The organism is Streptomyces zinciresistens K42, assembly GCF_000225525.1.
Taxonomy (GTDB): Bacteria; Actinomycetota; Actinomycetes; order Streptomycetales; family Streptomycetaceae; genus Streptomyces; species Streptomyces zinciresistens.
The window spans coordinates 19,558-41,951 of sequence record NZ_AGBF01000035.1 but is presented as its reverse complement, the minus strand read 5'-3'; the positions used below and the strand labels follow the sequence as shown (position 1 = coordinate 41,951).

The window sequence follows — 22,394 nt, the reverse complement described above, 5'->3', positions numbered from 1 at the left end:
TGCCCGACGTCGCCGCCTGCGCTGCGGGCGCAAGGGCAACTGCTGAGCCGGCCACGGAGAGGCCGAGCGCGCCGACGGCGGCTGCACGGCCCAGTCGCGTGCGTATGAGCATGGTGCTCCCTATCGATAGGGATGGGTGGTTGCGTCGCGGGGGCGACACCAGGGGACGCTAGGTCGAATTGCCTGTGGATAGATTTCGGCGTAGCGGCGCGGCTCGCTGGCGTCCTGGTTGTCAGCTCCCGAAAGCCCGACCACCTCACCATGTCGACTCTTAAGGCTTGCATCAGTGTGAAGTGGACTGTATAGTCTTAAGAGTCAATAGGTGATGCAGTTTCCTTGCGGAAGGAGTCGGCGTGACGACCACGCTCCCCCTCAGGGCCCATGTGGCCGACGGTCGCTACACCGTCTCCACCATCGAGTTGGTCGATCCCATGCCGGATGGCATGGCGTTCGAGACGATGGTCTTCGACACCATCGTGGACGACGAGGTCGATTCCCGCCGCTACAGGACCTCAACCGAGGCCGTCTCCGGTCACGCCGCCTTCCTGCGCGAGATCCAGCTCATCGAGGACGCCCTGGCGCCCTGACTGCCGAGCCAGCCGCCCCCTCACCCCCAAGGGTGCGGCGCTCCAGCCAGCCCCTCCCTCTCCCTTCAGGGCTGGCCGATGCCCGCCGGCGCTACCCCCTCTGCCCCAGGCAGCGCGGACCGGGTCGACGGGCCTCCGACTTGCCGCCTCCATCCCGCGTGAACCGGCAAGCCGTCAGCGGAAGAGCAGATCAACGCTCGACGATCACCGCCGGCGGCCGGAGGGCCGCCGTGCGAAATCTATCCACAGGCAGGCAGTCCTACGGTCGTTCAACGGGTCACGCCTGGCTGCGCCAGTCCAGGCACACCGTCCCATCTCCCGTTCGCCGCTCAGCCGTTGAACCCGGTCCCCCGAGGAGGGGTGCAGCACCATGCGATACGCCACCCGCAGTTCCCGCGGCCGGCAGCTGGCCCGCCCGTCCGCAGTCGCCCTGAGCGCGATTGCGGCCCTGGCTCTCTCGGCCTGCGGGGCTGCCGACGCCAACTCCACGACCGGCGAGGGCTCCCCAGCCCGCGACGGTCAGATACGCCACACCCCGCCGGCGGCCTCAGACATGGCCTCGACCGCCTCCTTCCTCAACCAGCACACGACCTGCCTGAACCTGACACCGGGCCCCGAGTACGACGCATCCGGCAAGAGTCCCGCATGGGGCGAGACAGAGTCGCGGGACCCGTCATGGGGCATCTCCGAGCGCGCCGTGTGCGAGGACAAGTTCGCCGACACCGTCGCACTGCTCACCGTGCCCGACATGAGGAGCTTCCAGGCCGCCGTGAAGCAGGACGGAAACGCCGACTTCCTCGTCGGCCAGGACTTCGCCGTCGTGCCGGTCAATGGGCGCACGGTACGTGAGCTGGCGGGGTCCGGTCTCCGGTTCCTGACCTGCGACACCGATTTCAGCGTGCCGAGCGGCTACAGCACCGATCGCGCCTCCGTCGACGGATGCGTGCTGAGCAACTACGTCCCCGCGGCCTAGATGCCGCACCACTTCCACGACACCTCGGTCTCCACCCATCACAGAAGCAGGAGAGCAGCAGCATCATGCGATCCACCACGAAGCGCCGGCGCCATCTGGCCGTGCTCGCCCTCAGCCTGACCACGGCCATCACCGTCGCGGGCTGCGCGTCCAGCTCGGGATCCGACGCCTCGGAACCCCGGACCTCGAAGGCGGCGTCCCCGCCTGCTCCGAAGGGGGTGGTGACGAAGGAGTTCGCCGAGTCGGCGCTGTCTGCGTACGAGAAGACCAACAACAAGGCCAACGACCTGGCCAGCAAGGCTCGCACGGTGGAGGCCAGGGAACTGCTCAGCAAGGTCGAGGGCGGTCAGCTCAACGAACAGAGCCAGGCCGACTACGCGCAGTGGAAGACGTGGTCCGCCAAGGAGCAGAAGGATTACGGCACCCCGTTCTTCTACACCGATCGTCAGTACCTGCTCCCCCGCGAGGGCACGGCCACCTGGTTCGCGGTCGTCGGCAAGCCTTCGAGCAGCGACGAGGACGAAGCGCTGATGATCTTCGACCGGGTGGACGGCACCTACAAGATGGTGGCCTCGGTCTACGCCGAGTCGACGCCGCTTCCCGAGGTCGCCGTGGACCGCAACGGTCTCGCCACGGCGGTCGACCCGTCCCGGCGGGTGGGCGCCCTCGCACCCGACGACCTGGCTGTCGCCTTCGAGGACCTCTTCGAAACCGGTGGGAAGCACTCCGGCGCCCAGTTGGCGCCCACGCGGCCGGCGAAGGAGAGCGTCCGGTTCTACAAGGACCGCAACGACAACAACGGCGGGAAGGCGACCACCGAGTTCACGTACGCCGCCCCGGCGCACCCGAAGGTGTACGCCCTCAAGCTGAAGAACGGGGGCGCGCTGACCGTGTTCCCCACCGCGCACACCATCACCCGGTCGTTGAAGGGCGCGTACGCCTCGACGTATGAGATCGACCCGTCCAAGGCCGAAGCCATCTATAACCCGCTCAGCCGGGACACGATCACCGACGAGCAGCAGGGCCAGGCCCTCGCAGTGCTGACCCCCTCAGGCAAGCCGCAGGTCATCGCACGCGAATACCGACTCGTCGACTCCCGCTAGAAGTCCTCGCCGCAGCCCGCGGCGGACGCCCGCTCAAAGGACGTCCCCCTCGGTCTGCAGAACCGCCGCCTTCGTCATGCGGAGACGGTGCAGCTAGAGCCGGCCGGTCCGTGATCTCAACGGGCCGAGCCGGCTGTTCTGCGTCTGCGAGCACCTCACACACTCACCGTCTCTTAAAGCTTGCATCCCCCACACGATCAATGTAGAGTCATAAGAGTCAATGGGACTGTTTCGGCGGCTCTCCTGCGACCGGCGGCGCCTCGCGCTGCTGCCTCCCCAACGACTCGACAGCGAAGGCTCACATTGGACCACCGCTACACCCAGCTCGAACTCGGCGACTTCGGCACGCTCCGGATGACCTTTCTGGCCGACCCGACCACCGGTGCAGTGCGCTACTGGCTCACCGCCCCGCACGTGCGCGGCAGCGTCGTCCTGGTCCCCGCTCTGTTCTTCGCGGACCCGAGCGTCCCGCAGACGCCTGCCCAGGGAGCCGACCTGTACATCTTCGCGCGGCTCGACAACGTCCCCACCGGAATAGGTCGCAACGAACGTCCGCTGACCGTCCACGGAATCGAGCTCGCCGGCCGCAGCGCCGTCGACACGCAGAACCTCGGTTCGATCGAGGCCTACCGCATGGCCCGGTCCGGTGGCACCGAACTCCTGCCCAGCCGCTCGGGACAGCTCGCGCGCGCCGTACTCAGGGCCGCTGCGGAGCACTGGAGCCACCGCGACGACCGGCCCGTGCTCGACGACCTCGCACGGCGAGCCTCCGCGCAGCACTTCCTGAGCGAGTACGAGAACGAACTCGCCAAGCGCGAAGAGGCTGTTCGTCGCGCCCAAGCCGCACGGGACGAGACGCAGCAGCGGATCAGCACCCTGCGCGACCTCGTCAACCCCGCCGTCCCGGCCTGCGCATAACCCGCCCGGCGCCTTCATCCCGCCCGCTCACGGAAAGAGACATGCGAACCAACTTCCAGCACTACGCCATCCAGCACGGCGACGGCCGCTGGCTGTACTACCTGCCGCACCCGCCCGGGCTCCCGGCCTCCCTGCGCACGTCGGTTCTCGCCGACGGCGAGCCGATGCAGCCGCTGGGTGACGACACGGGTGGCTGGTGGGTGACCGGCCATCAGGCCGAGCGCCTCACCGCGGCCTACCAGCCTCGCCCGACGGTCACCGGCTACCGGCTCACCGACCTCTCGGCCCGCTCGGAGCGCTTCCCCGAGTACCTCAGCGTTCAGGACTGGCACCAGGCCCTGGGAGACAGCGGCCACAGCGAGGCTTACTACTCCCTGTACGAGCAGGTGACCCAGGACAGGGACGTGCAGGAGTACGTGTACGAGGGCCGGACCGTCGTCCTGACGGGCGGGGAGCCGCCGGCGCCCGGAGGTCCGCCGTGGGTTGCGTCCATGCCGGAGTCCCTGGTGCAGCGCCCGGAGTACCACCACTGCTTTCCGGGCTACATCCCGGGTCTGCGTGACCACCTGCGCGATCTCATCCGGCGCCTGGGGCATGTCGAGCACTGCTTCAACGGCCGCTCGGGCAAGCCGAACGGGCTGTACGTCACGGTGGCCGTCCCGTTCGAGGAGCCGGTCTCCCGCTGGGTGCCGTACATCGGCGCCAACGGCCGGCCGCTGAAGTCGGGGCGTAACGAGCCGGTGCTGGTGCGGCGGGAGATGTACCTCCCGGTCGCCGACCACGTCAGCGGTCCCGATTACCGCACGGCGCTCGCCGAGTGGGAGCAGCAGGTTTCCTTCTGGCTGGACCTCGTCCGAAACGCCGCTGTCCGGGCCTGCAACGCCTGCGAAGGGACCGGCCACGTGATGGATGTCCCGGAAGGCGTCCACGCCCCTGGCCCGATCAGCGCTCTCGCGCCGTCGCGCTGACCTCCTGTCCCGACGTCGGGCGAGATCACCCGGCGAACCCACCTGCGAGCCCTTGGAGTTTCTTGTCCCCCACCGCATTGACGACGCGCGCGGAGCTGCCGCTGGCCGACGGCGGCACGCTGATCGCCCACGTGACAGCGCTACCGCACGGTCGCCTCCGCTACGTCGTACGCGCTCCCCACGTCCGGGGCACCTTCATCGTCGTACCCGAGCACCTCCAGGACGGCACCGTCGTTCCCTCCACGGTCCGCGTGCAGTACGGCGACGGTGCCGAGCCTGTCGGCTACTACGAACACCGGCCCGACGAGCCGGTCGTCTACGGCGTCCGGGTACACGGCTGGACCGGCGACCTCGACCCGGCCTCCGTGCCCGACGGGTATTTCCTCGGCCAGTACGCCACCAACCTCCGTGACAACCACGTGCACCGGCAGCTCACCTCCGCTGTCCGTCGCCGTACCGAGGCCGTGATCCGGGCGATCGTCGGGCACTGGTACACGCTGCCCCAGCGTGAAGCCCTGCTCAGGTCCGCAGCCAAGGTCAAGGCGCCGGCGCTCGCCGAGCACGAGGCCGAGAAGGCCGCAAAGGCGGAGGCCGAGGCGGCCGACCTCCAGCAGCAGCGGGCCCTTGCCCGGCGCAAACTCAACGCCGTCCTCGGCATCGCCCGCCGCATCCCGCGCCCGGTCCTGCGCCCCAACCCCGTGCCCGTACGGCTCCCGCTCGTCGACGACCGCGGCCAGCCCATGGGATCAGTCCGCGTAACCGAGGTCACCGTGGACGAGTCCGTCCGCGGAAGCGTGGTGTACGAGGTCACAGGCGCACGGGTGCACGGCCGGTTCACCGTCGGGCGGGACATCTACCGGCCGCTTCCCCTGCCCGAGGGCATCTGGGTCGCCTACGGGCACGCCCGTCAGGCTCACTTCGAGGACGAGCGAGAGCACGAGCCGACCGTCAACGGCGTCCGGCTTAACGGGGCATGGAACCGGGACACCATCGATGACCTCACGGCAACCGCACCGAAGGAACTGCCGGCCCGAGTGCGCACCAGCAGGACGACCGGTCATTCGGCCCCGTCCGCCACCGCCCGCCGCGCCTCAGCCGTCCTGCGTGCCCTGGCACTTCACTACCTCGCCCGCCCCGACGTCGAGGCGCTGCAGCTGGCCGCCGCCCAGGACAACGTGCTCGGCCAGCGTGCGGATGCCCGCCGGGAACTGCGCAAACTGCGCGAGCGCCACCGCGCCGCCGAGCAGCGAGCCCGGGCCCACCGCACCCGGGAGCGGCAGTACCGGTCGCTCACCGTCTCCGTCGCCGATTCGCGGGACGCCCTGCCTGCCCTCGTCGCTTGAAGCCCGCCCCCCGCCTCTCCCCCGTTCAGTAAGGAGAACATGCTCCCTTCCGAAGAGATGCAGCTGGTCAGCGACCACTACGACGCCCTCGGCCGCGCCCTGGTCGATACGCTCAACCACCGGGACATCCAGGGCGGTGGCTGGACCCACGAGCCCGGCTGGAACGTGCACGGCTCGTTGCTCCTTCGCCATCCCGCCAACCTCGGCGTCAGCCTCGTCCGCATGAACACCCACCGCAAGGGCGACGCCGGGCGGCGCCTGACGATCGACGGGATCTACCCGAGTTGCTGGGGCGGTGCCCGGGTGGCTCCGATCACCGTCGGCATGAACCGCCCTGCCTTGCGCATCGCGGACGAGATCGTGCGCCGGCTTATGCCCGACTACCTGGAAACCCTCGCAGAGGCGCTCAAGGAGACGCGTGTCGCGGAGGAGAACCGCCGCGCCAGGGTCGTGATGAACCGGCGCCTGGAGGGTGTCCTTCCCGGGCTGTCGGCCGCCGGCAGCCCTCGCCACCCGGAGCCGGCACGTTCCCGCTCCTACTGGTACGGCGGCCAGTACAGCCAAGGTCCGACACCGGTACTGGCGTCCGGCAATGTGACTCTCCGGGCCGACGCCACCCACATGGACCTCAAGCTCACCGACGTCCCCGCCGAACTGGGCCTGAGGATTTTGGAGATGCTGCGCCCCTCCCCTGTACTCGAGGGCGTCGTCACCGGACGGGCCATCGAACCAGCGCGTGCCGCGCTGCCACAGGCCGAACGGCTCATCCCTGGTGAGCTCGTTGACCGGACTCGGTCGACTGACGCCGAGGCGCTCCCGGCCGGACCGTGACGCGGTCCAGGGCCTCCGTGCAGGCCCGGACGAGGACGGCCTGGACTTCTCTGGGGTGCTGGGTAGGCAGACGATGGCCGCCCCGGGGAACGAGGTGGACCACGGCTCCGGGGATCTGAGCTGCCAGCCGTACGGCGTGGACGGGCGGGATGTGGCGGTCGGCCTCGCCGACGACAAGGTGAACCCTCACTCGTCTCAGTGCCTCCAGCCGGGTGGTGACGTCGTGCGTCATCAAGGCCCGGTACCAGCGGGCCGCGATGTCGATCGGCGGCTGCGGGTAGGGTCGGGGCCGCACAAGGTCGCGCACGCGCTCGGCTGGCCGGGGAGCACGCAGGCATAGTGCGGCCATTGCGTGCCGGGTTAGTCCGAGCAGCCGCCGGTGGACCGGGTTGAGCGGGGCTGCCAGGTCGAGGGCTCCGCTGGTCGTGGCGGCGAGAACGACTGCGACCACCTGATCGTCGAAGAGCTGCGGATGGTCGGCGGCGAGCGCGAGTACGGCCATGCCGCCCATCGAGTGGCCGACGAGGATCACGGGGAGCCCGTCGGGGGCCTGGTCCTGGACGATCGCCCGTAGGTCGTCGGCGAGCAGGGAGATGGACGGCTCCTCGCTACCGGGGGTGGATGCGCCGTGTCCTCGCTGGTCGTACCGGACGACGCGGATGCCCGGGTGCCGGCGCATGAGCTCGTCGGCGTGCCGCTCCCAGATGGATGCTGCGGCCTGCCAGCCGTGCGCGAAGACGACGACGAGGTCAGGCGTGTCGGGTCCGTCGATATAGAGCGCCAAACGGGCGCCGTCCGGCCGCGTCAGATGAACGGACGGCGCCCTCGCCGGGCGGGAGACGGGCGGGATCTGCTGGGCGGTCACGGGCTCATGTCCCCACGTGAACGGTGATGTTGACGGTTGTCCCGTGCGCCGCGGGCAGTGCGGCTCCGAGCCGCCGGAGGATCGACTGCATCCTCCGGTTGCCCGACCCCACCAGGAGCGTGAGCTCCCGGACCGACTCGGCGCGGGCGACTGCGAGGGCGTGACGGGCCAGGGCCGTCCCCAGGCCCTCGCTCTGCCACGAGTCCTCGACGAGCAGGGCGAGTTCGCGGACGCCTTCGTCATCGGTGTGCATCAGGTGGGTCAGTGCCACAACGTCGGCTTCAGCGGGATCGCGGTCCTGGCGCGTGATCCAGGTGATCCCACGCTCCGGGTTGATCAGGTGCGCCCACTCAGTCCGCGACAGGGTGCGGCGTGCGGATCCGTAGCGAGCGAACCGGGTTTCCAGCGAGCATCGGGCGTGCAGGGCGTTCGCGTCCTGGAGGTCGTTCGCGGTCGCCGGGGAAGTCAGCGTTGGCAGACCGCTGTGGGTCTCTATCACCCACGGGGACACCGGGGCCTGTGGTGGCCTGGCTTGGGTGGCGGGGGAAGGCGAGAGCATGGTGAACCGAACCTTCTGACAGGGGAGTTGGTTAGGCCGCAACCGGGACTGACGACCCTGCCACTGGTTGCCTGTGGACAGATTTTTCGCGGTGCCGGCCGTTACCTCGCCGTCTTCGGTTGCTGTTCGGGGGCATGCGGCCGAGGGTGCTGGTGCTTCGTGAGGAGCGGCCACAGCTGCTCCTCGCCCCAGGTAATCAAGTCGTCAAAGCAGGTGCCGCACCCGGAGACGCTGTCACCCGCAAGCCGGGGCTGACGGCGGCGGGCAAGGCTGCAGCATGAGCGATGAGCGTGCTGGACGGCCCCGGCGTCTCGCGCCTTGGGTGGTCAGTTCGCAGACGCGCTGCTGATCGGGAGCTGGACGGGGTGGATGACGCGCCATTTGTAGGCGGCAGGCTCACGCCTCAACTCGACGAGATCGACTCTGTCGACCAGGAGGTGCACGCGAGGAAGCGCGCGGAGCGGCTCGACCGCCTCTCGGACGGGCCCGGTCGGCAGCAGCTGGTTGCAGTAGCCGATGCCGATGTGCGGCCGGAGGCGGTCGCTGGGCTTCATCGTGGGCAGGCCGGCCGCGGCGGATGCGGCGACGAGTCGTCGGTGAAGGTCGAGTACAGGCGTCCAGGGCGCCACGCTGTACCGCAAGGCACCGCGGGACCCAGTGAGCGGCATCGCCGTGAGAGGGAATGCGTGCGGAGGATCGTCGCGCACCAGGCGAACGAGGCGATCCAGCTGGTGTTCGTGTACGTCGTCGACCAGACCGACCCGGCCGAGGGTGGCGTGGAAGTCGCCCGGACTGATCAGGTCGAATGCGCCCAGGCCACTGACGGCCTCTTGGCAGAGGGCCGCCTGTTCAGTGAAGGCCGGGTCCGTGATCGACAGCAGCCAGTAGTACGCGCGCGTGCCAGGTGACCACCCGGGTCGCTGCCAGTGATCGCGCATCGCGGAGACGTCTTCGAACGCCGCCCAGTCGTGGGCGGCGATGACGTCGGCGTCTTCAAGATCGAAGGGAGGGCTCGCCGGGAACGCGTCCGGATGTGTGGTCGGTGGAGGAGCCATCCCGTGATGTGCTGTCCTTCCTGAGGCGTGCACCATCACAGACATCGTGGCAGAGCTGACCAGATCACGGGCACGGAGGTTTCAGACTACGCACGCAACGCCTCAGAGACGCAGGCAGCCATGGTGTTCTTCCAATGCTCAGCTGTTTTGCAAAGTTCGCGGGCGCGCAGGACGACAGAAAGGATCAAGAGGGGGTGACCTGCATCCCGCAGGGCCTGGCGGCCGCGGAGCGTCGCGTACTCGAGGTCCGGCCGACCACTTCAGGCGGACCTGGGACCGGATCAGACAGATTCGACGGTCGTGACTGTGAGCGATCACGAAATTCCCCAGGTGAGGCGGGTTCCGCGTCACGTAATTCCCCACCCTCGCGGTCACGTAATTCCCCAGGGGGATCGCGGGTGGCGGGGGTCATAGTCCTGGCCGTCGAGAAGACGCACGCTTCCTCGATCAGTGGTTCGAGGTCGAGGGAAGCGCACGATGGCAAGGAGAACGTTCAACGTGGTCGATGTGACCGAGATCTACGTCCACTGGTATGCGGGCCGCTCGAAGAGTGAGCTGGCCGCGTCGCTGGGAGTGGACCGCAAGACGATCAGGAAGTACCTGGCCCCGGCGGAGGCCGCCGGGATGACCCCGGGCGGCCCGGTGATGACCGAGCAGGACTGGGCCGGGCTGATCAAGGGCTGGTTCCCCGAGCTCGCCGACGTGCGGCTGCGGCAGGTGACCTGGCCGGAGATCGACAAACACGGTGATTACATCAAGAGCCTGCTGGGGACGGTGACCGTCTCCACGATCCACCAACGGCTGCGGGACGAACACGAGTTGACGGTGTCGGTGTCCAGCTTGCGGCGGTGGATATCGGCGACGCTGCCCGAGGAGACCCGCCGCTCGCAGGTCACCGTCCTGCGTGACGAGGTCGAGCCGGGGCTGGAGGCCCAGATCGATTACGGCTTCCTCGGCCAGTGGATCAACCCGCGCAGTGGGAAACGGCACCGGATCTGGGCGTTCGTGATGATCCTGGCCTGCTCGCGGCACATGTTCGTCCGCCCGGTCATCCATCTCGACCAGCACTCCTGGACCGAGTCGCACGTCGAAGCCTTCAAGTTCTTCGGCGGCGTCGCCCAGCGGCTCGTGCCCGACAACCTGAAGACCGGGGTGGACAAGCCCGACCTCTACGACCCTAAAATCAACAAGGCGTATGCCGAACTCGCCGTGCACTATGGCGCGTTGGTAGATCCAGCCCGTGCTCTGAAGCCCAAAGACAAGCCCCGCGTCGAGCGCCCTATGCCCTATATACGTGATTCGTGGTGGCGTGGGCGGGAGTTCGTCTCCCTGGAGCACATGCAGGCCGACGCGGTCCGCTGGTCGGGCGAGGTCGCCGGTCGTCGGCAGTGCCGGCCGCTGGGCGGGGCATCGCCGCTGTCGGTGTTCGAGGCCGTCGAGGCCGAGACGTTGCTGCCGCTGCCGAAGACGCCGTTCGTGCTGGCCCGCTGGTCCACCGCGACGGTCGGCCCGGACATTCACATCAAGGTGGGCCGCACCCTCTACTCGGTGCCGTGGAAACTGATCGGCCAACGCGTCGACGTCCGTTCCACCGCCGGTTTCGTGCAGATCTTCCACGAGGGCGAACTGGTCAAGACCCACGCGGCACTTGAGCAGGGCAAACGCACCCACCACGGCGACTACCCGCCCGAGAAGATCGCGTTCCATATGCGGACCCCGCAATGGTGCCGCACCCAGTCCGTCCAGGTCGGCGCCGCCTGCAAGGAGGTGATCGACGGCCTGCTGGAAGTCAACGCGCTCTACCGGCTCCGCGCCGCCCAGGGAGTGCTCGGTCTGCGCAAGAAGTACGGCGACGCCCGGCTGGACGCCGCCTGCGCCAAGGCCACCCTCGTCGGCGACCCGTCCTACCGCACCGTCAAGGGCATCCTCGTCGCCGGCACCGAGACCGAACCCGCCCCCGAGACCAGCGGCGACGGCGGGGCCGCGGCCTTCCTGCACGGCCCGACGCGGCTCTTTTCGACCGCCGCGACCCCCGGGATGACGAACGACGACCGTGATGACCACCGTCACGAAGAAGGAGTCGCGTGATGAGCATCATGGACACCGCCCTGCGCGACGCGCTCCGCGCGCTGAAGCTCTCGGGCATGCTGGAAACCCTGGACGCCCGCCTCGCCCAGGCCCACGGCGGCGAGCTCGGACACCTGGAATTCCTGCAGACGCTCTGCCAGGACGAGATCACCCGCCGCGACACCGTCGCCTTCCAACGCCGCCTGCTCCGGGCGAAGTTCGAGCAGCAGGTCACCCTGGAGGAGTTCGACTTCGCGGCCTCCCCGAAGCTGCCCGCCGCCCAGATCCGCGACCTCGCCGCTTTGCGCTGGCTGCACACCGGAGAGTCCGTAATTTTGTTCGGACCGGTCGGCGTCGGGAAGACACACGTCGCCCAGGCGCTCGGACACCTCGCCATCCGCCAGGGCGCCGGCGTCCGCTTCGCCAAGACCAGTCGGGTCCTGGCGGACCTGGCCGGCGGCCACGCGGACCGCACCTGGGACCGGCGTCTGCGCGAGTTGGTACGTCCCGACGTGCTCATCCTCGACGACTTCGCGATGCGCCAGCTGACCGCTGCCCAGGCCGACGACCTCTACGAGCTGGTCTCCGAACGGCAGGGCCGGTCGCTGATCCTGACGAGCAACAGGGCGCCGAGCGACTGGTATCCGCTCTTCCCCAACCCCGTGGTCGCCGAGTCGCTCCTGGACCGGCTGATCAACACCAGCCACCAAGTGATCATGAACGGCCCCAGCTACCGGCCCAACAAGCGGCCCCGAGCAGGAGGCACCGACAAGACAAACAAGCCCTCGATCAAGTAGACATGGACGAGGTCAGGACCTGGGGAATTACGTGACGCCGGGCCCGGGGAATTACGTGACCGTTCACACGTGACGTGCTCACTGACGCAAGTGGGATTACAGCCCGCCCGGCCCTGCCGCCGCCCGGCCCTGCGGCCGAACGGCTCTGCAGGTGGGGTTGTCTTCACATTGGACAGTCACCCCAGTGGCACGGTTGTGTAGGGCTCCCACTCGTACATCTGGTTGTCCCTATGGATGACGATCAGCTCTGCCGTGGTGATGCGCGCACGTGCGGGCTCCGCATCAAGCTCGGCCAGCGCTTCAGCGATGGGATCTTTCGGTCCGTCGGTGGCGGAGTAGGCGACGGACATGTGGGGCGTGAAGCCGTGGGCCTGTTCGGGTACATCGCCGAGGACGTCGCCGATCGCGGCACGGATGGCGTTGCGGACGGCTCGGACTGGTTCGCTGGGCTGAGCGGGCAGGAGGACGGCTTCCGGGTCGATCGTCGCCGGTCCGAACTGGACGTCGAAGGCGGGGATCGCCGCCAGGCGGGGGCGGGCGGCTGCGACGACTGCCTCGACGTCCTTCTTGTCGATCTCGTCGATGAAGTTGATGCCCTGCATAGTGAGGTGCAGCCACTGATCAGGGATGAGCGTGAGCGCCGGTTCCAGGGGCGCGAGGGCGGAGCGGTATTCGGCGGCGAGCCGGTGTACGTCCTGCTGACCTTCGAAGGTCAAGTGCCAGGTGTAGAAGCGGCGGCCCACGTTCCATCCGGGTCGCCACCACCAGTGATTGCGCATGCCGTTGGGCTCAGTCGTCATGGCGGTGATCCAATCAGGTGCTGCTGTGCCCTGGCGAGAGGGCCGCAAGACGCCGGGAGGCGGAGTCTCGTCCGAATTCGTCGATCGCCGCGCGCAGGCCCACGACGGCCCTGCCCGCTCCGCGCAGGTGGCCGAGGCCGGCGCCGAGTTCCGTCAGCCGGTCGGCGACCGGGGCTAAGCGCCGGTCTGGGGAGAGGGTGAGGACCGGCTGTAACGCCTCGTATGCGCCGTCGGGCTCCCCGAGATCCAGGTACGCCGCCGCGCGGCTGATGTGGATCTGCGCGACGGTCCCGTAGGCCCGTACGGGTTGGGCGTTGATGAGGTCGAGTGCGCGGTCTGCGGATTCAAGGGCGTCGTTGGGCCTGCCGATACGCAGTTGTGCGGCGGCGGCATAGTTCTCCTGCCGCGCGGGCGTGCAGGCGAACAGGCCGCCGATGTCGTCCGCGTCGGTGACGGCTTCCCGTGCGGCCTCGGCGCGCGTGAGTGCGGCCAGTGCCTCATTGACGGCTCCGAGTTGTGACCAGGCGTCGGCTTCCTGGCACGCGAGCAGGACCGCCACGGTGCCGCCGGGGGCGTAGGAGGCTCCGCGGCGGGCGTGCTGGAGGGCGTCCTTGAGCCGTCCGCTCCAGAAGGCGGTCTTGGAACGGACGGACAGGACCCATGCCCGTAGCGTGTCGCTGCGGGCCAACTCTGCGCACAGCCATGCTGTCTCGCTCTGGGTCTCGGCCTCCGCGGCGTGTCCCAGGTCCGAGGACATCCAGGCCAGCAGGCTGCACAGGTAGCCACTGATCATGTAGAGCTCGCTGGCCTGGTGGGGGTGCTGGTGGCCGCCCAGGAGCCGGCCGGCCTCGGCGCGTAGTTCGCGGGCGCGGCTGAACAGGGCAATGGGGTTCGAGTCCGGCTGGAGGTACTGGGAGGCCAGGAGCTGTGTCTGTCCCCACAGCTGTGCGAGCGAGAAGGCACCAACGTTGGTGATCTCCGCCCAGCGTGCCCAGGTCAAGGACTCGTCCGCAGCCATCTTCACCAGTTCGGTGCCGCCAGGTTCGACGTCTGCGGGCGTCATCCGGTTGAGGACGTTCAGTTCCCAGGCGGGAAGCTCCGCACGGTCCTGGAGGTCCAGGAGGTCCTCCACGCCGCATCCGTAGACATCGGCGAGCGCGAGGAGGACCGGGATCGTGGGCCGGCGCTGGGTGGACATGACTGGCCAGCGTTCCCACTTGCTGACGGCGGATGTCTCTGCGGCAATCGCCTCGTCCTGCTGCTGGCTTCTGTCATTGAGGCGGTCGGCCACCTCTTGCAGTGACCAGCCGTGGGCGTGGCGCCAGGCTTCCCGCGGTCGATAACCGAACTGCGTGCGCATCTCCGCTGCGATGGCGGACATGGGGCTGTCCAGCTCGGTCATCTGTCGCCGTAGGGCGTCTCTCGCCGCCTTCGAGTCCTTGGCTGATCGAGGCGCACTCATGTAGCTGCTCCCTGGGTGTCGTGGTCGGCTCACCGTAGACCCGTGGTTTCGCAAACCGTCCCAGATCGTGAGGGCCCTTGGCCCCAACGTGCCGAAAAACGCGGGTAGTAGAGCCGTTTTCGCAGGTCACAGCGTTGCATGTCAGCCGAAAAATTTGGTCACTGCTGACCGTGACGACACCGTGCGGCTCTTGAAACCGTAGGAGCAAGGACACCAGCCGTCTCAGAGGTTCCGACTACGACCTGCGGGACCTTACTGCCCGGCCGACAGCCTGTATCGGCAAGGCTGAAGCGACGGCCTGATGTCCTGACAAAAGCCGGGTCACCAGGTGAAGAGCATTCAGGCTAGCCGCGCGTCCCCCGTCGCGGCTGCGGATTCTTCCCTGGTGGCCCTCCCCCTCTGCGCCCCCAAGGATTTCGATGTCTGCGTTCCCGACTCGCCGCCGATCCGGCCATCGTCGTGCACGGCAGAGACGGCCGCCGGCCGAAAAGCTGGTCTACGGCCACGTCCAGGGCGCAGTGGCCACGCCAATGCTGATCCTGACCTTCGTCCTGTGCGCGGCGGGCGGCTTGTGGTCGGCGGCGCCAGCGTACGTTGGGGTGCCGCACCTTCTGATCGCCTTCGGGGCCGGCGTGCTCACCGCTCTGGCCGTCGGGCTGTGGCGGGCCCGGGTAGCAGCACGGGGCCTCTGCCGGGCTCAGCAAGAGGGATCGCGGCGAGTACTCGACGCGATCGGCGCCGTCGGCCGAAGCGCCGAGTGGTCGATGCAACAACTCCAGCAGGGCCACACGCCCCGGGTCCCGTCTCCCGGGGGCCCGGACGATCCGGTCGGTCCTGCGGCTCAGGTGTCCGACCCGGCGGTACCCGGTGACATCATCGTCTTCTCCGAGGTCGAGACCGCGCTTGAGGAGCTTCAGGCTGACGTGGTCGGCAGGGTGATCGCGGCGTACGAGCAGTCGCGTCTGGTGGTCCGGCACGCGATGTTCCGCCACATCGCCCAGCGCGAGCATCTGCTGATCATGAAGCTGCTCGCGGCGCTCGCAGCTCTGCAGAACCAGGTCAAGGCCGCGAGCCTGCTCAACGAGATCTTCCGGATCGACAACATGGCCGTCAGGTTGCGGCGCATGGTGGACAACCTCGCCATCCTCGGCGGTGAGTCGGCCAGCGCCGTACGCCAGCCGGTCACCGTCACGCTGGTTCTGCGCGGCGCGATCCAGGCTATCGAGCAGTACGAACGGGCCCGCGTCGTGCACGGCTCCCATCCCCCCCAGCTGTCACTGCCCGGCCATGTGGCGCCGGACGTCACCAATCTGGTGTGCGAACTCGTCGAGAACGCGACCCGGTTCTCCGCGCCGAACACACCCGTATGGGTGGAGGCGCGGACGGTGTCCGCAGATCTGGTTATCGAGGTAACCGACCGCGGCGAGAGCATGCCCAGAGACCTGCTGGACCAGGCGAACACACTGCTCACCTCGCCTCACCTCGTCGACGTCCACAAGCAGTTGGAGGACGGACGGCTCGGCCTGCTGGTCGTCGGCATGACCGCGCAGCGCCACCGCATCCACGTCGAACTGCGCCGCAACCCGGGGGGCGGGACGACCGCGTTCATCACCGTGCCGGGAGATCTGCTCGTGTGGCCCGAGCCTGAACCCGAGCAGGAGTTCGCCGCCCCGGTTCCAGAGCGCCGTGCCCCCGCTGCCCGGCCTCTTCCGGCCGCCGTGGCGGCGGGGCAGGCGCCCGGGCAGCTGCCACAGCGCCGAGGTGCCCGGCAGGCCGCACCGTCGCTCGGCCCGACGGCGGACGGACTCCCGCCGCTGCCAGTGCGCCCCGACGCCCCGTCTGGCACGCCGCAGCCGCAGAGGAGCGCCGCCGGCCCGGCGGCTGTGACCGATAGCCCCGGTCTGTTCGGTGACTTCAGGCGCGGGAACCAGCGCGCCCTGGCCGAAGACATCCCGTCCGTGCCCGCCGACAGTCAGTGACATCAGGGGCTCCGGCCAGGGGCCGGAGCCGACCCGATCCAGGAAGGTCTCACCGTGACGAATCCCCCCACCCCCACCGTCGCTCAGGACACCACCGCTGCTCCGCCGCCCGACCTGACGCCCGCCCAGACGGTGGCATGGCTGCTGGACGCTTTCGTGGAGGGGGTGCCCGGAGTGACACACGCCTTGGTCGCGTCGAAAGACGGGCTGACCCTGCTGGCCAGCAGCAACGTCGCCAAGGACTGGGCGGACACCGTGTCGGCGGCGCTGTGCGGTTACGCCTCGCTCGCCGCCAGCACCCCGGGCCCGACCGGGACCAAGCAGCACGCGCGGCAGATCGCCATCGAATTCGACGACCATCTGTTCGTGGCCATGGCCTCGGGTGTGAGGCAGCATGCCGCGTTCTCCCATCGCCCCTCGGCCGAGGGCACCGTGGAGACGGTCCTGGGCGTCCACACCGAGACAGCCGCTGACCTCGGTCTGATCGGCTACGAGATGCGGAAGCTGATCAAGCGGTTCCCGCAGCGCATGACGACACCGGTCCGGCAGGAGCTGGCCGGCGCCTTCCCCGGCAGCGCTCATGCCGACCTGCGGTGATGACGTCCGAGGACGGAACGCCGTGGACCGTCGTCGATGCCCTGGGCGTGCGGCCGTACGCGGTGGCTGGCGGGCGCACGCAGTCCCGGCACTCATCGGACCTGCAACTACACACACAGCTCGAACCGGGCACCGAGACCTCTCCGGGCCAGGTCGTGCCCGAGGCACGACAGATCGTGGAGCTCTGCCTCACCCGGAGGCGCTCGATCGCCGAGCTGGCCGGAAGGATCCGTCAGCCGGTTCCCGTCGTGCAGGTCCTCGTCTCGGACCTGATTGACATCCACGCCGTGCAGATCGCCCCCACGGTCTTCGCCAGCGACCCAGGAACTCTACGAGAAGTGGTCGCCGCACTCGAAAGGAAGTGGCCCGATGCCCGCCGGACGGCTTGCTGACACACTGAAGTTCGTTGTGGCGGGCGGCTTCGGCGTCGGCAAGACCACCCTGATCGGCGCGGTCAGCGAGATCGAGCCGCTGCGCACAGAGGAAACTCTCACCCAGGCGAGCGCGCAGACCGACAGCCTTCACGGGGTGGAGACCAAGACGACCACCACGGTCACCCTGGACTTTGGCCGCATCACCTTCCCCGGGCTGGAAGTGCTCCTCTTCGGCACCCCGGGGCAGGCCCGGTTCGTCCCTTTCTGGGACCACCTGATCTCCGGAGCCCACGGCGCCGTCGTCCTGGTCGACACCCGTCGGCTGGAGGACAGCTTCCACGCCGTGAGCTACTTCGAACACAGCGACGTGCCGTTCGTCGTCGCGGCCAACGTCTTTGAGGGCGCCCTCCGTTACCCCGAAGACGACATCGCCCGCGCCCTACGACTGCCGCCGGGAATCCCCGTCATCTCCTGCGACGCCCGGGACGAGAACTCCGCCGCCGGCGTCCTCATCGACCTGGCCCGGCACGCCCATTCCACCGCCCTGACCGCCTCCGCTGTATAGGACCCCGCATGACCTCCGACCACCGTGACCTCGTCCTGGCGACGCTCAGCCAGAACCCCGCCGTGATCCGTACCCGCAGGGAACTCCTCGCCCGGCATGGAGTCACCGGAGAGGCCGATGCCTCGTTCGACGACATCGCCGACCGCCTGGCCGCCGAGACCGGATTTCCCTACGCCATGGTCAACTTCACGCTGGAGCGACAGCACTTCGCCGGGCTGCACAACCCGCCCGCCGACAGCGGCCTGTCTATCGTCGGCCGCGACATGGACCCCAGGCACGGCTGGTGCCCTCACGTCGTGGACCGCGAGCTCGGCCTCCCGCTGCACGACGTGCACGCCTCCCGCCTCTACTCCGGCAACCCCGTGGTCGACGCCATCGGCATCACGGCTTACTACGGCGAACCGCTCATCCACCCGGACACCGGGACGGTCCTGGGCACCGTGTGCGTGATCGACCAGCGGGTGCACGAGCTCACGGAATCGGACGGCCTCATGGCGATCGTCGAGAAGGCGGCGGCCGAGACCATGGCCAACATCCTCTCCCGCTAGCCCCGCGTACCCGAGCAAGAGCACCGGACGGCGGCCGCACCCCCACGCCCTGCGACAACCCGGTGGGCACACACCTCCGACATCCACCCGCCGACGGCCCTTCACCCCCGGGTCGCCGACCTCATGCCGGACCGCCCCGGCCTCCATGCGCAGGCCCGGGCGGACACCACCCGCCACCCGCCCACACACGAGGGGACACGACCCGATGCCGACCGCCCTCTCCCTCCCGTTCCTGACCGACGACCACCTCAGCCTCCTGAACGAGGCGGAGGCCTTCGCGACCTCCCGGCTCACCGCGCTCGCCCGCCAGATGGAAGAGGGCGGCCCTCACACCAACCGTGACGTGCGTCAGATCCTGAGCGAGACGGGCTGGCTCGGCCTGCTCATCGACACCGAGGACGGCGGCCTGAACCTCGGCCACACCGCCAAGACCCTGGTGCTCCAGGCCGTATCCCGCGTCAGTCCTGCGGCCGGCGCGACCCTCCAGGCATCCATCCTCGGCTCCGCCCCCATCGCCGAGTACGGGAGCGAGGAGATGCGGCGCAAGCTGCTGCCCGAGATCGCCGCGGGCCGCTGCTGGCCCTCCATCGCCGTGACCGACCCCGAGCGTGGCAGCCACATCCTCGGCTTGGAGGCGACCGCCCGACCCAGCGGCGGGCAGTACATCCTGGAAGGGGAGAAGGTCCTGGTGGGCAACGCGGCCATCGCGGACGTCCACTGTGTCGTCGTCCGGACCGGGAAGCCTGGCGACCGCCACAGCCTCACCGCCTTCCTGGTTGAGCAGGACACCCCCGGTGTCGACATCGTCCCCGCGCCCGTCAACGGGCTGAGAGGTTTCAGCGTCGACACCCTGCGCCTGACCCGGGTCTGTGTCCCCGAGACCAACATGATCGGCGAGTTGGGCGACGGCCTCGATGTCGCCCAACTCGCCAGCGTCGTCTATGGACGTCTCAACCTCGCAGCCGTCGCCCTTGGTATCCACCAGCGGATGCTCGACGAGACCACCCAACGGGTCTCCACCCGCAAACGCCGCGACGGGCATCTAGCGGATCTGCCGACCGTCCGCCACCGCGTCGCTGAGATGCAGCACCACCTGATGACCGCCGAACTCGCCGCCTACCACGCCGCGCGCCTCCTCGACCAGGGCAAGGCATGCGACCCATGGCTGCACAACGCCAAACTCACCGCCCACCGCGCCGGAGCGGCCTCCTCCGAGCACGCCAAACAGCTCTACGGCGGCCACGCGGCACGCATCGGAGAGCCGATCGAGCAACTGCGAAGGGACTTCGACCTCATCCATGCCCCGGCAGGACCCGACGATCTCCAGCTCATACGCCTGGCCGAATCCGTCCTCGGGCCTCACCACCCCCAGTGGTCGGCCGAACACGCGGTCCGCCGCGCCCGCAGGGCACCCCACGCCGCCTGACTCCGCTGAACCGCCCACACCACGAGAGACCGTCGTGATCGTCCGCGAGCACACCGTGATTCCCGACGCCTTCCCCGCGTAAGTGCACCACTCACCCCTACGCAGGCGGTCAAGCCCCCTCAACCTCTGCGAGAAGAAGCCTCCGTGATCAAACGACTCGTCCACTCTCCGCGCCCCTCGTGGGCACAGTCGCCTCCCACCGTGGGATCGAGAGGGCTCGTCAGTATTCCGATGAGCCCCCATACGGCGATCGTCGCCGCCCTCTCGGTGGGACAGCACTCCGGTCCGCCGTCCGCCACGTCCTTACCCGCTCTCGACCCGAAAGCCCGCGCATGACCACGATCAACGTTCAGGACGAGACCGGCCGCAGCGGGCAGCTGGCCGAGGACATGCACACCTTCCTCGCCCAGGCAGCACCGTATGTCGAGAAGGTCACCCAACTGCAGCTGCCGCACACCGTCACCGTGAAGCTGCTGACCGTCCCGGGCTTGGCCACGAACTACTCAGCCTTCATCCGCCGCCAAGTCGAACGCGACACCACTGACGTCGAGTTGACCGAGTCGGAGCAGAAGAAGGCAGCAGCGCTTCCCATAGCAGCAGGCTGGGCTGCACGCACGACGTGGGCAGTTGACGCCTCGGTCCTCGTCGCCAACACCGTCGGCTGGCCTTCGACATTGATCGTGCCCCAGGCCCTTGCGCATCAGGGCCTGCTCTCTGACCCAGACGGCCTTTGCGAGTTACTCGTTCGTGTGCTCGCCGAACAAGCCCAGGTCGAGGCGTGTCGTGGAGTCCTCGTCCCAGGCAGCGCCTGGCCAGCTGTGCAGGAAAGTCAGAACCCCGTGTCCCAGCTGAGCGCCGGGCATGCCTCGTGGGCTACCCGCGAGGCGACGCCGCTCGTTCTTGGCAAGCCCGTGACGGACACGCGGCGACAGTGCTCATGGACCTATCGGCGTCAGGCGGCGCTCGTGTTCATAGCCTCCCGCGGACAGCACGGCCGGGTGCTGCGGAGGGCCACCGCGTTCGTCGATCAGGCGATGGCCGCGATCGGCCCTGAAGGCTTCAACCGTCTGTGGGGCACGCACGATCTCGTTCCGACGCTCGACGAACTACGCCACCCCGACCGTTGGCTTCAGCGGCTGCCCGCCTGATCTCCACCGCTCATGGATGAACGGCCCTCGACGTGATCGCAATCCGGCGTAACAGCGCGCCTTCGCTGGCCCCCACCGCCGCCGCCGTCGAGCCGCCGTACACGATCCCCACCCTGGCCGCGAACGACCCCGGCCGGGAGGCGTACCTGCTACTGGGCTCGGCGTGGCGCAGCTCCAAGGCCTGTCTCGTACAGACCGGGCAGCGGTTCGACGTGGTGCGTGCACCGCAGCAGATCTGCGCCCCGGTCCTCGCTCACCTGCGGTCACACCGCGTGCAGCACGGCGCGGTCTTCGCTGAAAGTGGCTGCTGGGACTTCTTCGTCCCGCTGGGATCCGGCCGTCTGCTATGGCCGCACTGGGTCACCTATCTCGGCGGGCCCACGGTTCAGATCCCGCCGCGTGCCGCCCGCGACGACACCCTCAACCTGCGGTGGATCACTCGCGGAGCTCCGACCGGGCAGCTCCTGACAGATCCCGAGGTGCTGCGCCCCACCCTGACCGGTCTCGCACCCACCGATCCCCGATCCGGCCCCTGACTGGACACGACGTCTCCGGAGGAAATCCCTTGAACGGCCATATCGACACGTCCATCCCACACTCGGCACGGACCTGGAACTACTGGTTGGGGGGCAAGGACAACTACCCCGTCGACCAGGAGGCAGGCGACGCGTACGCCGAGATAGCCCCCCAGGTCGTGACCATGGCACGCGAATCCCGCAGGTACCTGATCCGCGCGGTCACCCTCCTCGCCAGCGAACTCGGCGTCCGCCAGTTCCTCGACATCGGCACCGGCCTGCCGACGTACGACAACACCCACGAGGTTGCCCAGAAGATCGCCCCGGCCGCCAAGATCGTCTACGTCGACAACGACCCGATCGTCCTGGCCCATGCTGCCGCCCTGCTCTACAGCACTCCTGAGGGTGTCACCGCCTACATCGACGCCGACCTGCACGACCCGGAGACGATCCTGCGCCACGCCGCGGCCACCCTGGACTTCAAGGAGCCCATCGCCCTGATGCTCATGGGCATCCTCGGCCACATCGAGGACTACGCCGAGGCGACGGCGATCGTCCGCCATCTTCTGGCATCCCTGCCCTCGGGCAGCTACCTCGTGCACTACGACGGCACGAACACCGACGCAGACCTCCTGAAGGCCCAGGCCGGCTACGACAACACCGGCGCCGTCCCGTACGTGCTGCGCAGCCCCGAGCAGATCGCTGCTTACTACGAGGGGCTCGAGCTGCTGAAGCCGGGCATCGTCTCCTGCCCCCTGTGGCGCCCTGATCCAGAGGCATCCCCTGAACCGACGTACATCTACGGAGGCGTCGGCCGGAAACCGTAGCTCGCGATCCCACTGCTCACCGATGGCCTTGACCGCGTAGCGCAGGACCGACCACCCCTCTGTGGCACGAACCACCCGGCCAGCGCC

Annotated in this window: 23 protein-coding genes; 18 read left to right on the top strand and 5 right to left on the bottom strand. The window is 68.7% G+C overall.

Annotation, left to right across the window (positions count from 1 at the left end; genetic code table 11):
* Positions 1 to 353 precede the first annotated feature (353 nt).
* From SZN_RS13850 to SZN_RS13820, 7 genes are all read left to right on the top strand, one after another.
* Entirely contained in the window at positions 354 to 587 is a 234-nt protein-coding gene (locus SZN_RS13850) for a hypothetical protein (RefSeq protein WP_007495373.1), read from the top strand.
* Positions 588 to 957: 370 nt separating this feature from the next.
* The gene (locus SZN_RS13845; protein ID WP_007495372.1) at positions 958 to 1,560 is read left to right on the top strand and encodes a hypothetical protein; all 603 of its coding nucleotides are present in this window, start codon (positions 958 to 960) and stop codon (positions 1,558 to 1,560) included.
* Between the two features lie 65 nt (positions 1,561 to 1,625).
* Entirely contained in the window at positions 1,626 to 2,663 is a 1,038-nt protein-coding gene (locus SZN_RS13840; RefSeq protein ID WP_007495371.1) for a DUF8094 domain-containing protein, read from the top strand.
* A 303-nt stretch (positions 2,664 to 2,966) separates the two neighbouring features.
* Positions 2,967 to 3,581 (top strand): hypothetical protein, encoded by a 615-nt coding sequence (locus tag SZN_RS13835; RefSeq protein ID WP_007495370.1) that lies wholly within the window; start codon positions 2,967 to 2,969, stop codon positions 3,579 to 3,581.
* Positions 3,582 to 3,622: 41 nt separating this feature from the next.
* Complete coding sequence (locus tag SZN_RS13830) at positions 3,623 to 4,549, top strand: hypothetical protein (RefSeq protein WP_007495368.1); 927 nt, start codon at positions 3,623 to 3,625, stop codon at positions 4,547 to 4,549.
* A gap of 62 nt (positions 4,550 to 4,611) precedes the next feature.
* Positions 4,612 to 5,892, top strand: a complete 1,281-nt coding sequence (locus tag SZN_RS13825) for a hypothetical protein (RefSeq protein ID WP_244313352.1) — start codon at positions 4,612 to 4,614, stop codon at positions 5,890 to 5,892.
* Between the two features lie 39 nt (positions 5,893 to 5,931).
* The gene (locus SZN_RS13820) at positions 5,932 to 6,723 is read left to right on the top strand and encodes a hypothetical protein (RefSeq protein ID WP_007495364.1); all 792 of its coding nucleotides are present in this window, start codon (positions 5,932 to 5,934) and stop codon (positions 6,721 to 6,723) included.
* Here the strand turns inward: SZN_RS13820 and SZN_RS13815 are convergent.
* The 3 genes from SZN_RS13815 to SZN_RS13805 all read right to left on the bottom strand — a co-directional run bounded on the left by SZN_RS13815 (position 6,656) and on the right by SZN_RS13805 (position 9,238).
* Positions 6,656 to 7,588: an alpha/beta fold hydrolase gene (locus tag SZN_RS13815; protein WP_007495362.1), complete on the bottom strand. Its 933-nt coding sequence runs from the start codon at positions 7,586 to 7,588 to the stop codon at positions 6,656 to 6,658. The two genes, SZN_RS13820 and SZN_RS13815, sit on opposite strands and share 68 nt — an antisense overlap.
* A 4-nt stretch (positions 7,589 to 7,592) precedes the next feature.
* Positions 7,593 to 8,087, bottom strand: a complete 495-nt coding sequence (locus SZN_RS13810) for a GNAT family N-acetyltransferase (RefSeq protein WP_244313351.1) — start codon at positions 8,085 to 8,087, stop codon at positions 7,593 to 7,595.
* A gap of 386 nt (positions 8,088 to 8,473) precedes the next feature.
* Positions 8,474 to 9,238, bottom strand: coding sequence for a 2'-5' RNA ligase family protein (locus SZN_RS13805; protein ID WP_244313350.1), 765 nt, complete (start codon positions 9,236 to 9,238; stop codon positions 8,474 to 8,476).
* 462 nt (positions 9,239 to 9,700) lie between these two features.
* Between SZN_RS13805 and istA the strand changes: the two genes are divergently transcribed.
* Positions 9,701 to 11,290 carry an IS21 family transposase gene (gene istA / locus SZN_RS13800; RefSeq protein ID WP_007495356.1) on the top strand — a complete coding sequence of 530 codons (1,590 nt, stop codon included), beginning with the start codon at positions 9,701 to 9,703 and terminating at the stop codon, positions 11,288 to 11,290.
* Positions 11,290 to 12,066, top strand: a complete 777-nt coding sequence (istB, locus tag SZN_RS13795) for an IS21-like element helper ATPase IstB (protein ID WP_007495354.1) — start codon at positions 11,290 to 11,292, stop codon at positions 12,064 to 12,066. The genes istA and istB overlap by 1 nt, the downstream gene beginning before the upstream one ends.
* Positions 12,067 to 12,242: 176 nt before the next feature.
* Here istB and SZN_RS13790 read toward each other — a convergent pair whose 3' ends face one another.
* Together SZN_RS13790 and SZN_RS13785 are read right to left on the bottom strand one after the other, a co-directional pair.
* Positions 12,243 to 12,866 (bottom strand): 2'-5' RNA ligase family protein, encoded by a 624-nt coding sequence (locus SZN_RS13790; RefSeq protein ID WP_244313349.1) that lies wholly within the window; start codon positions 12,864 to 12,866, stop codon positions 12,243 to 12,245.
* A gap of 13 nt (positions 12,867 to 12,879) precedes the next feature.
* On the bottom strand, positions 12,880 to 14,247 hold the full coding sequence (locus SZN_RS13785) for an NsdA family TPR-like regulatory protein (RefSeq protein ID WP_167546304.1): 1,368 nt from the start codon (positions 14,245 to 14,247) through the stop codon (positions 12,880 to 12,882).
* Positions 14,248 to 14,747: 500 nt separating this feature from the next.
* On the opposite strand from SZN_RS13785, the gene SZN_RS13780 reads away from it, so the two are divergent.
* The 9 genes from SZN_RS13780 (at position 14,748) to SZN_RS13740 (ending at position 22,307) form a co-directional block, all read left to right on the top strand.
* Complete coding sequence (locus tag SZN_RS13780; RefSeq protein WP_078508569.1) at positions 14,748 to 16,307, top strand: sensor histidine kinase; 1,560 nt, start codon at positions 14,748 to 14,750, stop codon at positions 16,305 to 16,307.
* A gap of 54 nt (positions 16,308 to 16,361) precedes the next feature.
* Entirely contained in the window at positions 16,362 to 16,904 is a 543-nt protein-coding gene (locus SZN_RS13775; RefSeq protein WP_007495346.1) for a roadblock/LC7 domain-containing protein, read from the top strand.
* On the top strand, positions 16,904 to 17,296 hold the full coding sequence (locus SZN_RS13770) for a DUF742 domain-containing protein (protein WP_063741749.1): 393 nt from the start codon (positions 16,904 to 16,906) through the stop codon (positions 17,294 to 17,296). Before SZN_RS13775 ends, SZN_RS13770 begins: the two co-directional genes overlap by 1 nt.
* Positions 17,274 to 17,843: a GTP-binding protein gene (locus tag SZN_RS13765; RefSeq protein WP_007495342.1), complete on the top strand. Its 570-nt coding sequence runs from the start codon at positions 17,274 to 17,276 to the stop codon at positions 17,841 to 17,843. The genes SZN_RS13770 and SZN_RS13765 overlap by 23 nt, the downstream gene beginning before the upstream one ends.
* An 8-nt stretch (positions 17,844 to 17,851) precedes the next feature.
* Positions 17,852 to 18,391, top strand: a complete 540-nt coding sequence (locus SZN_RS13760; RefSeq protein WP_007495340.1) for a GAF domain-containing protein — start codon at positions 17,852 to 17,854, stop codon at positions 18,389 to 18,391.
* A gap of 205 nt (positions 18,392 to 18,596) precedes the next feature.
* Positions 18,597 to 19,817: an acyl-CoA dehydrogenase family protein gene (locus tag SZN_RS13755; RefSeq protein ID WP_007495339.1), complete on the top strand. Its 1,221-nt coding sequence runs from the start codon at positions 18,597 to 18,599 to the stop codon at positions 19,815 to 19,817.
* Positions 19,818 to 20,149: 332 nt separating this feature from the next.
* Positions 20,150 to 20,965, top strand: a complete 816-nt coding sequence (locus SZN_RS13750; RefSeq protein ID WP_007495337.1) for a zinc-dependent metalloprotease — start codon at positions 20,150 to 20,152, stop codon at positions 20,963 to 20,965.
* A gap of 32 nt (positions 20,966 to 20,997) precedes the next feature.
* Entirely contained in the window at positions 20,998 to 21,501 is a 504-nt protein-coding gene (locus SZN_RS42525) for a hypothetical protein (RefSeq protein ID WP_007495335.1), read from the top strand.
* Positions 21,502 to 21,530: 29 nt separating this feature from the next.
* The gene (locus SZN_RS13740; RefSeq protein WP_007495333.1) at positions 21,531 to 22,307 is read left to right on the top strand and encodes an SAM-dependent methyltransferase; all 777 of its coding nucleotides are present in this window, start codon (positions 21,531 to 21,533) and stop codon (positions 22,305 to 22,307) included.
* The last annotated feature ends 87 nt before the right edge of the window (positions 22,308 to 22,394 follow it).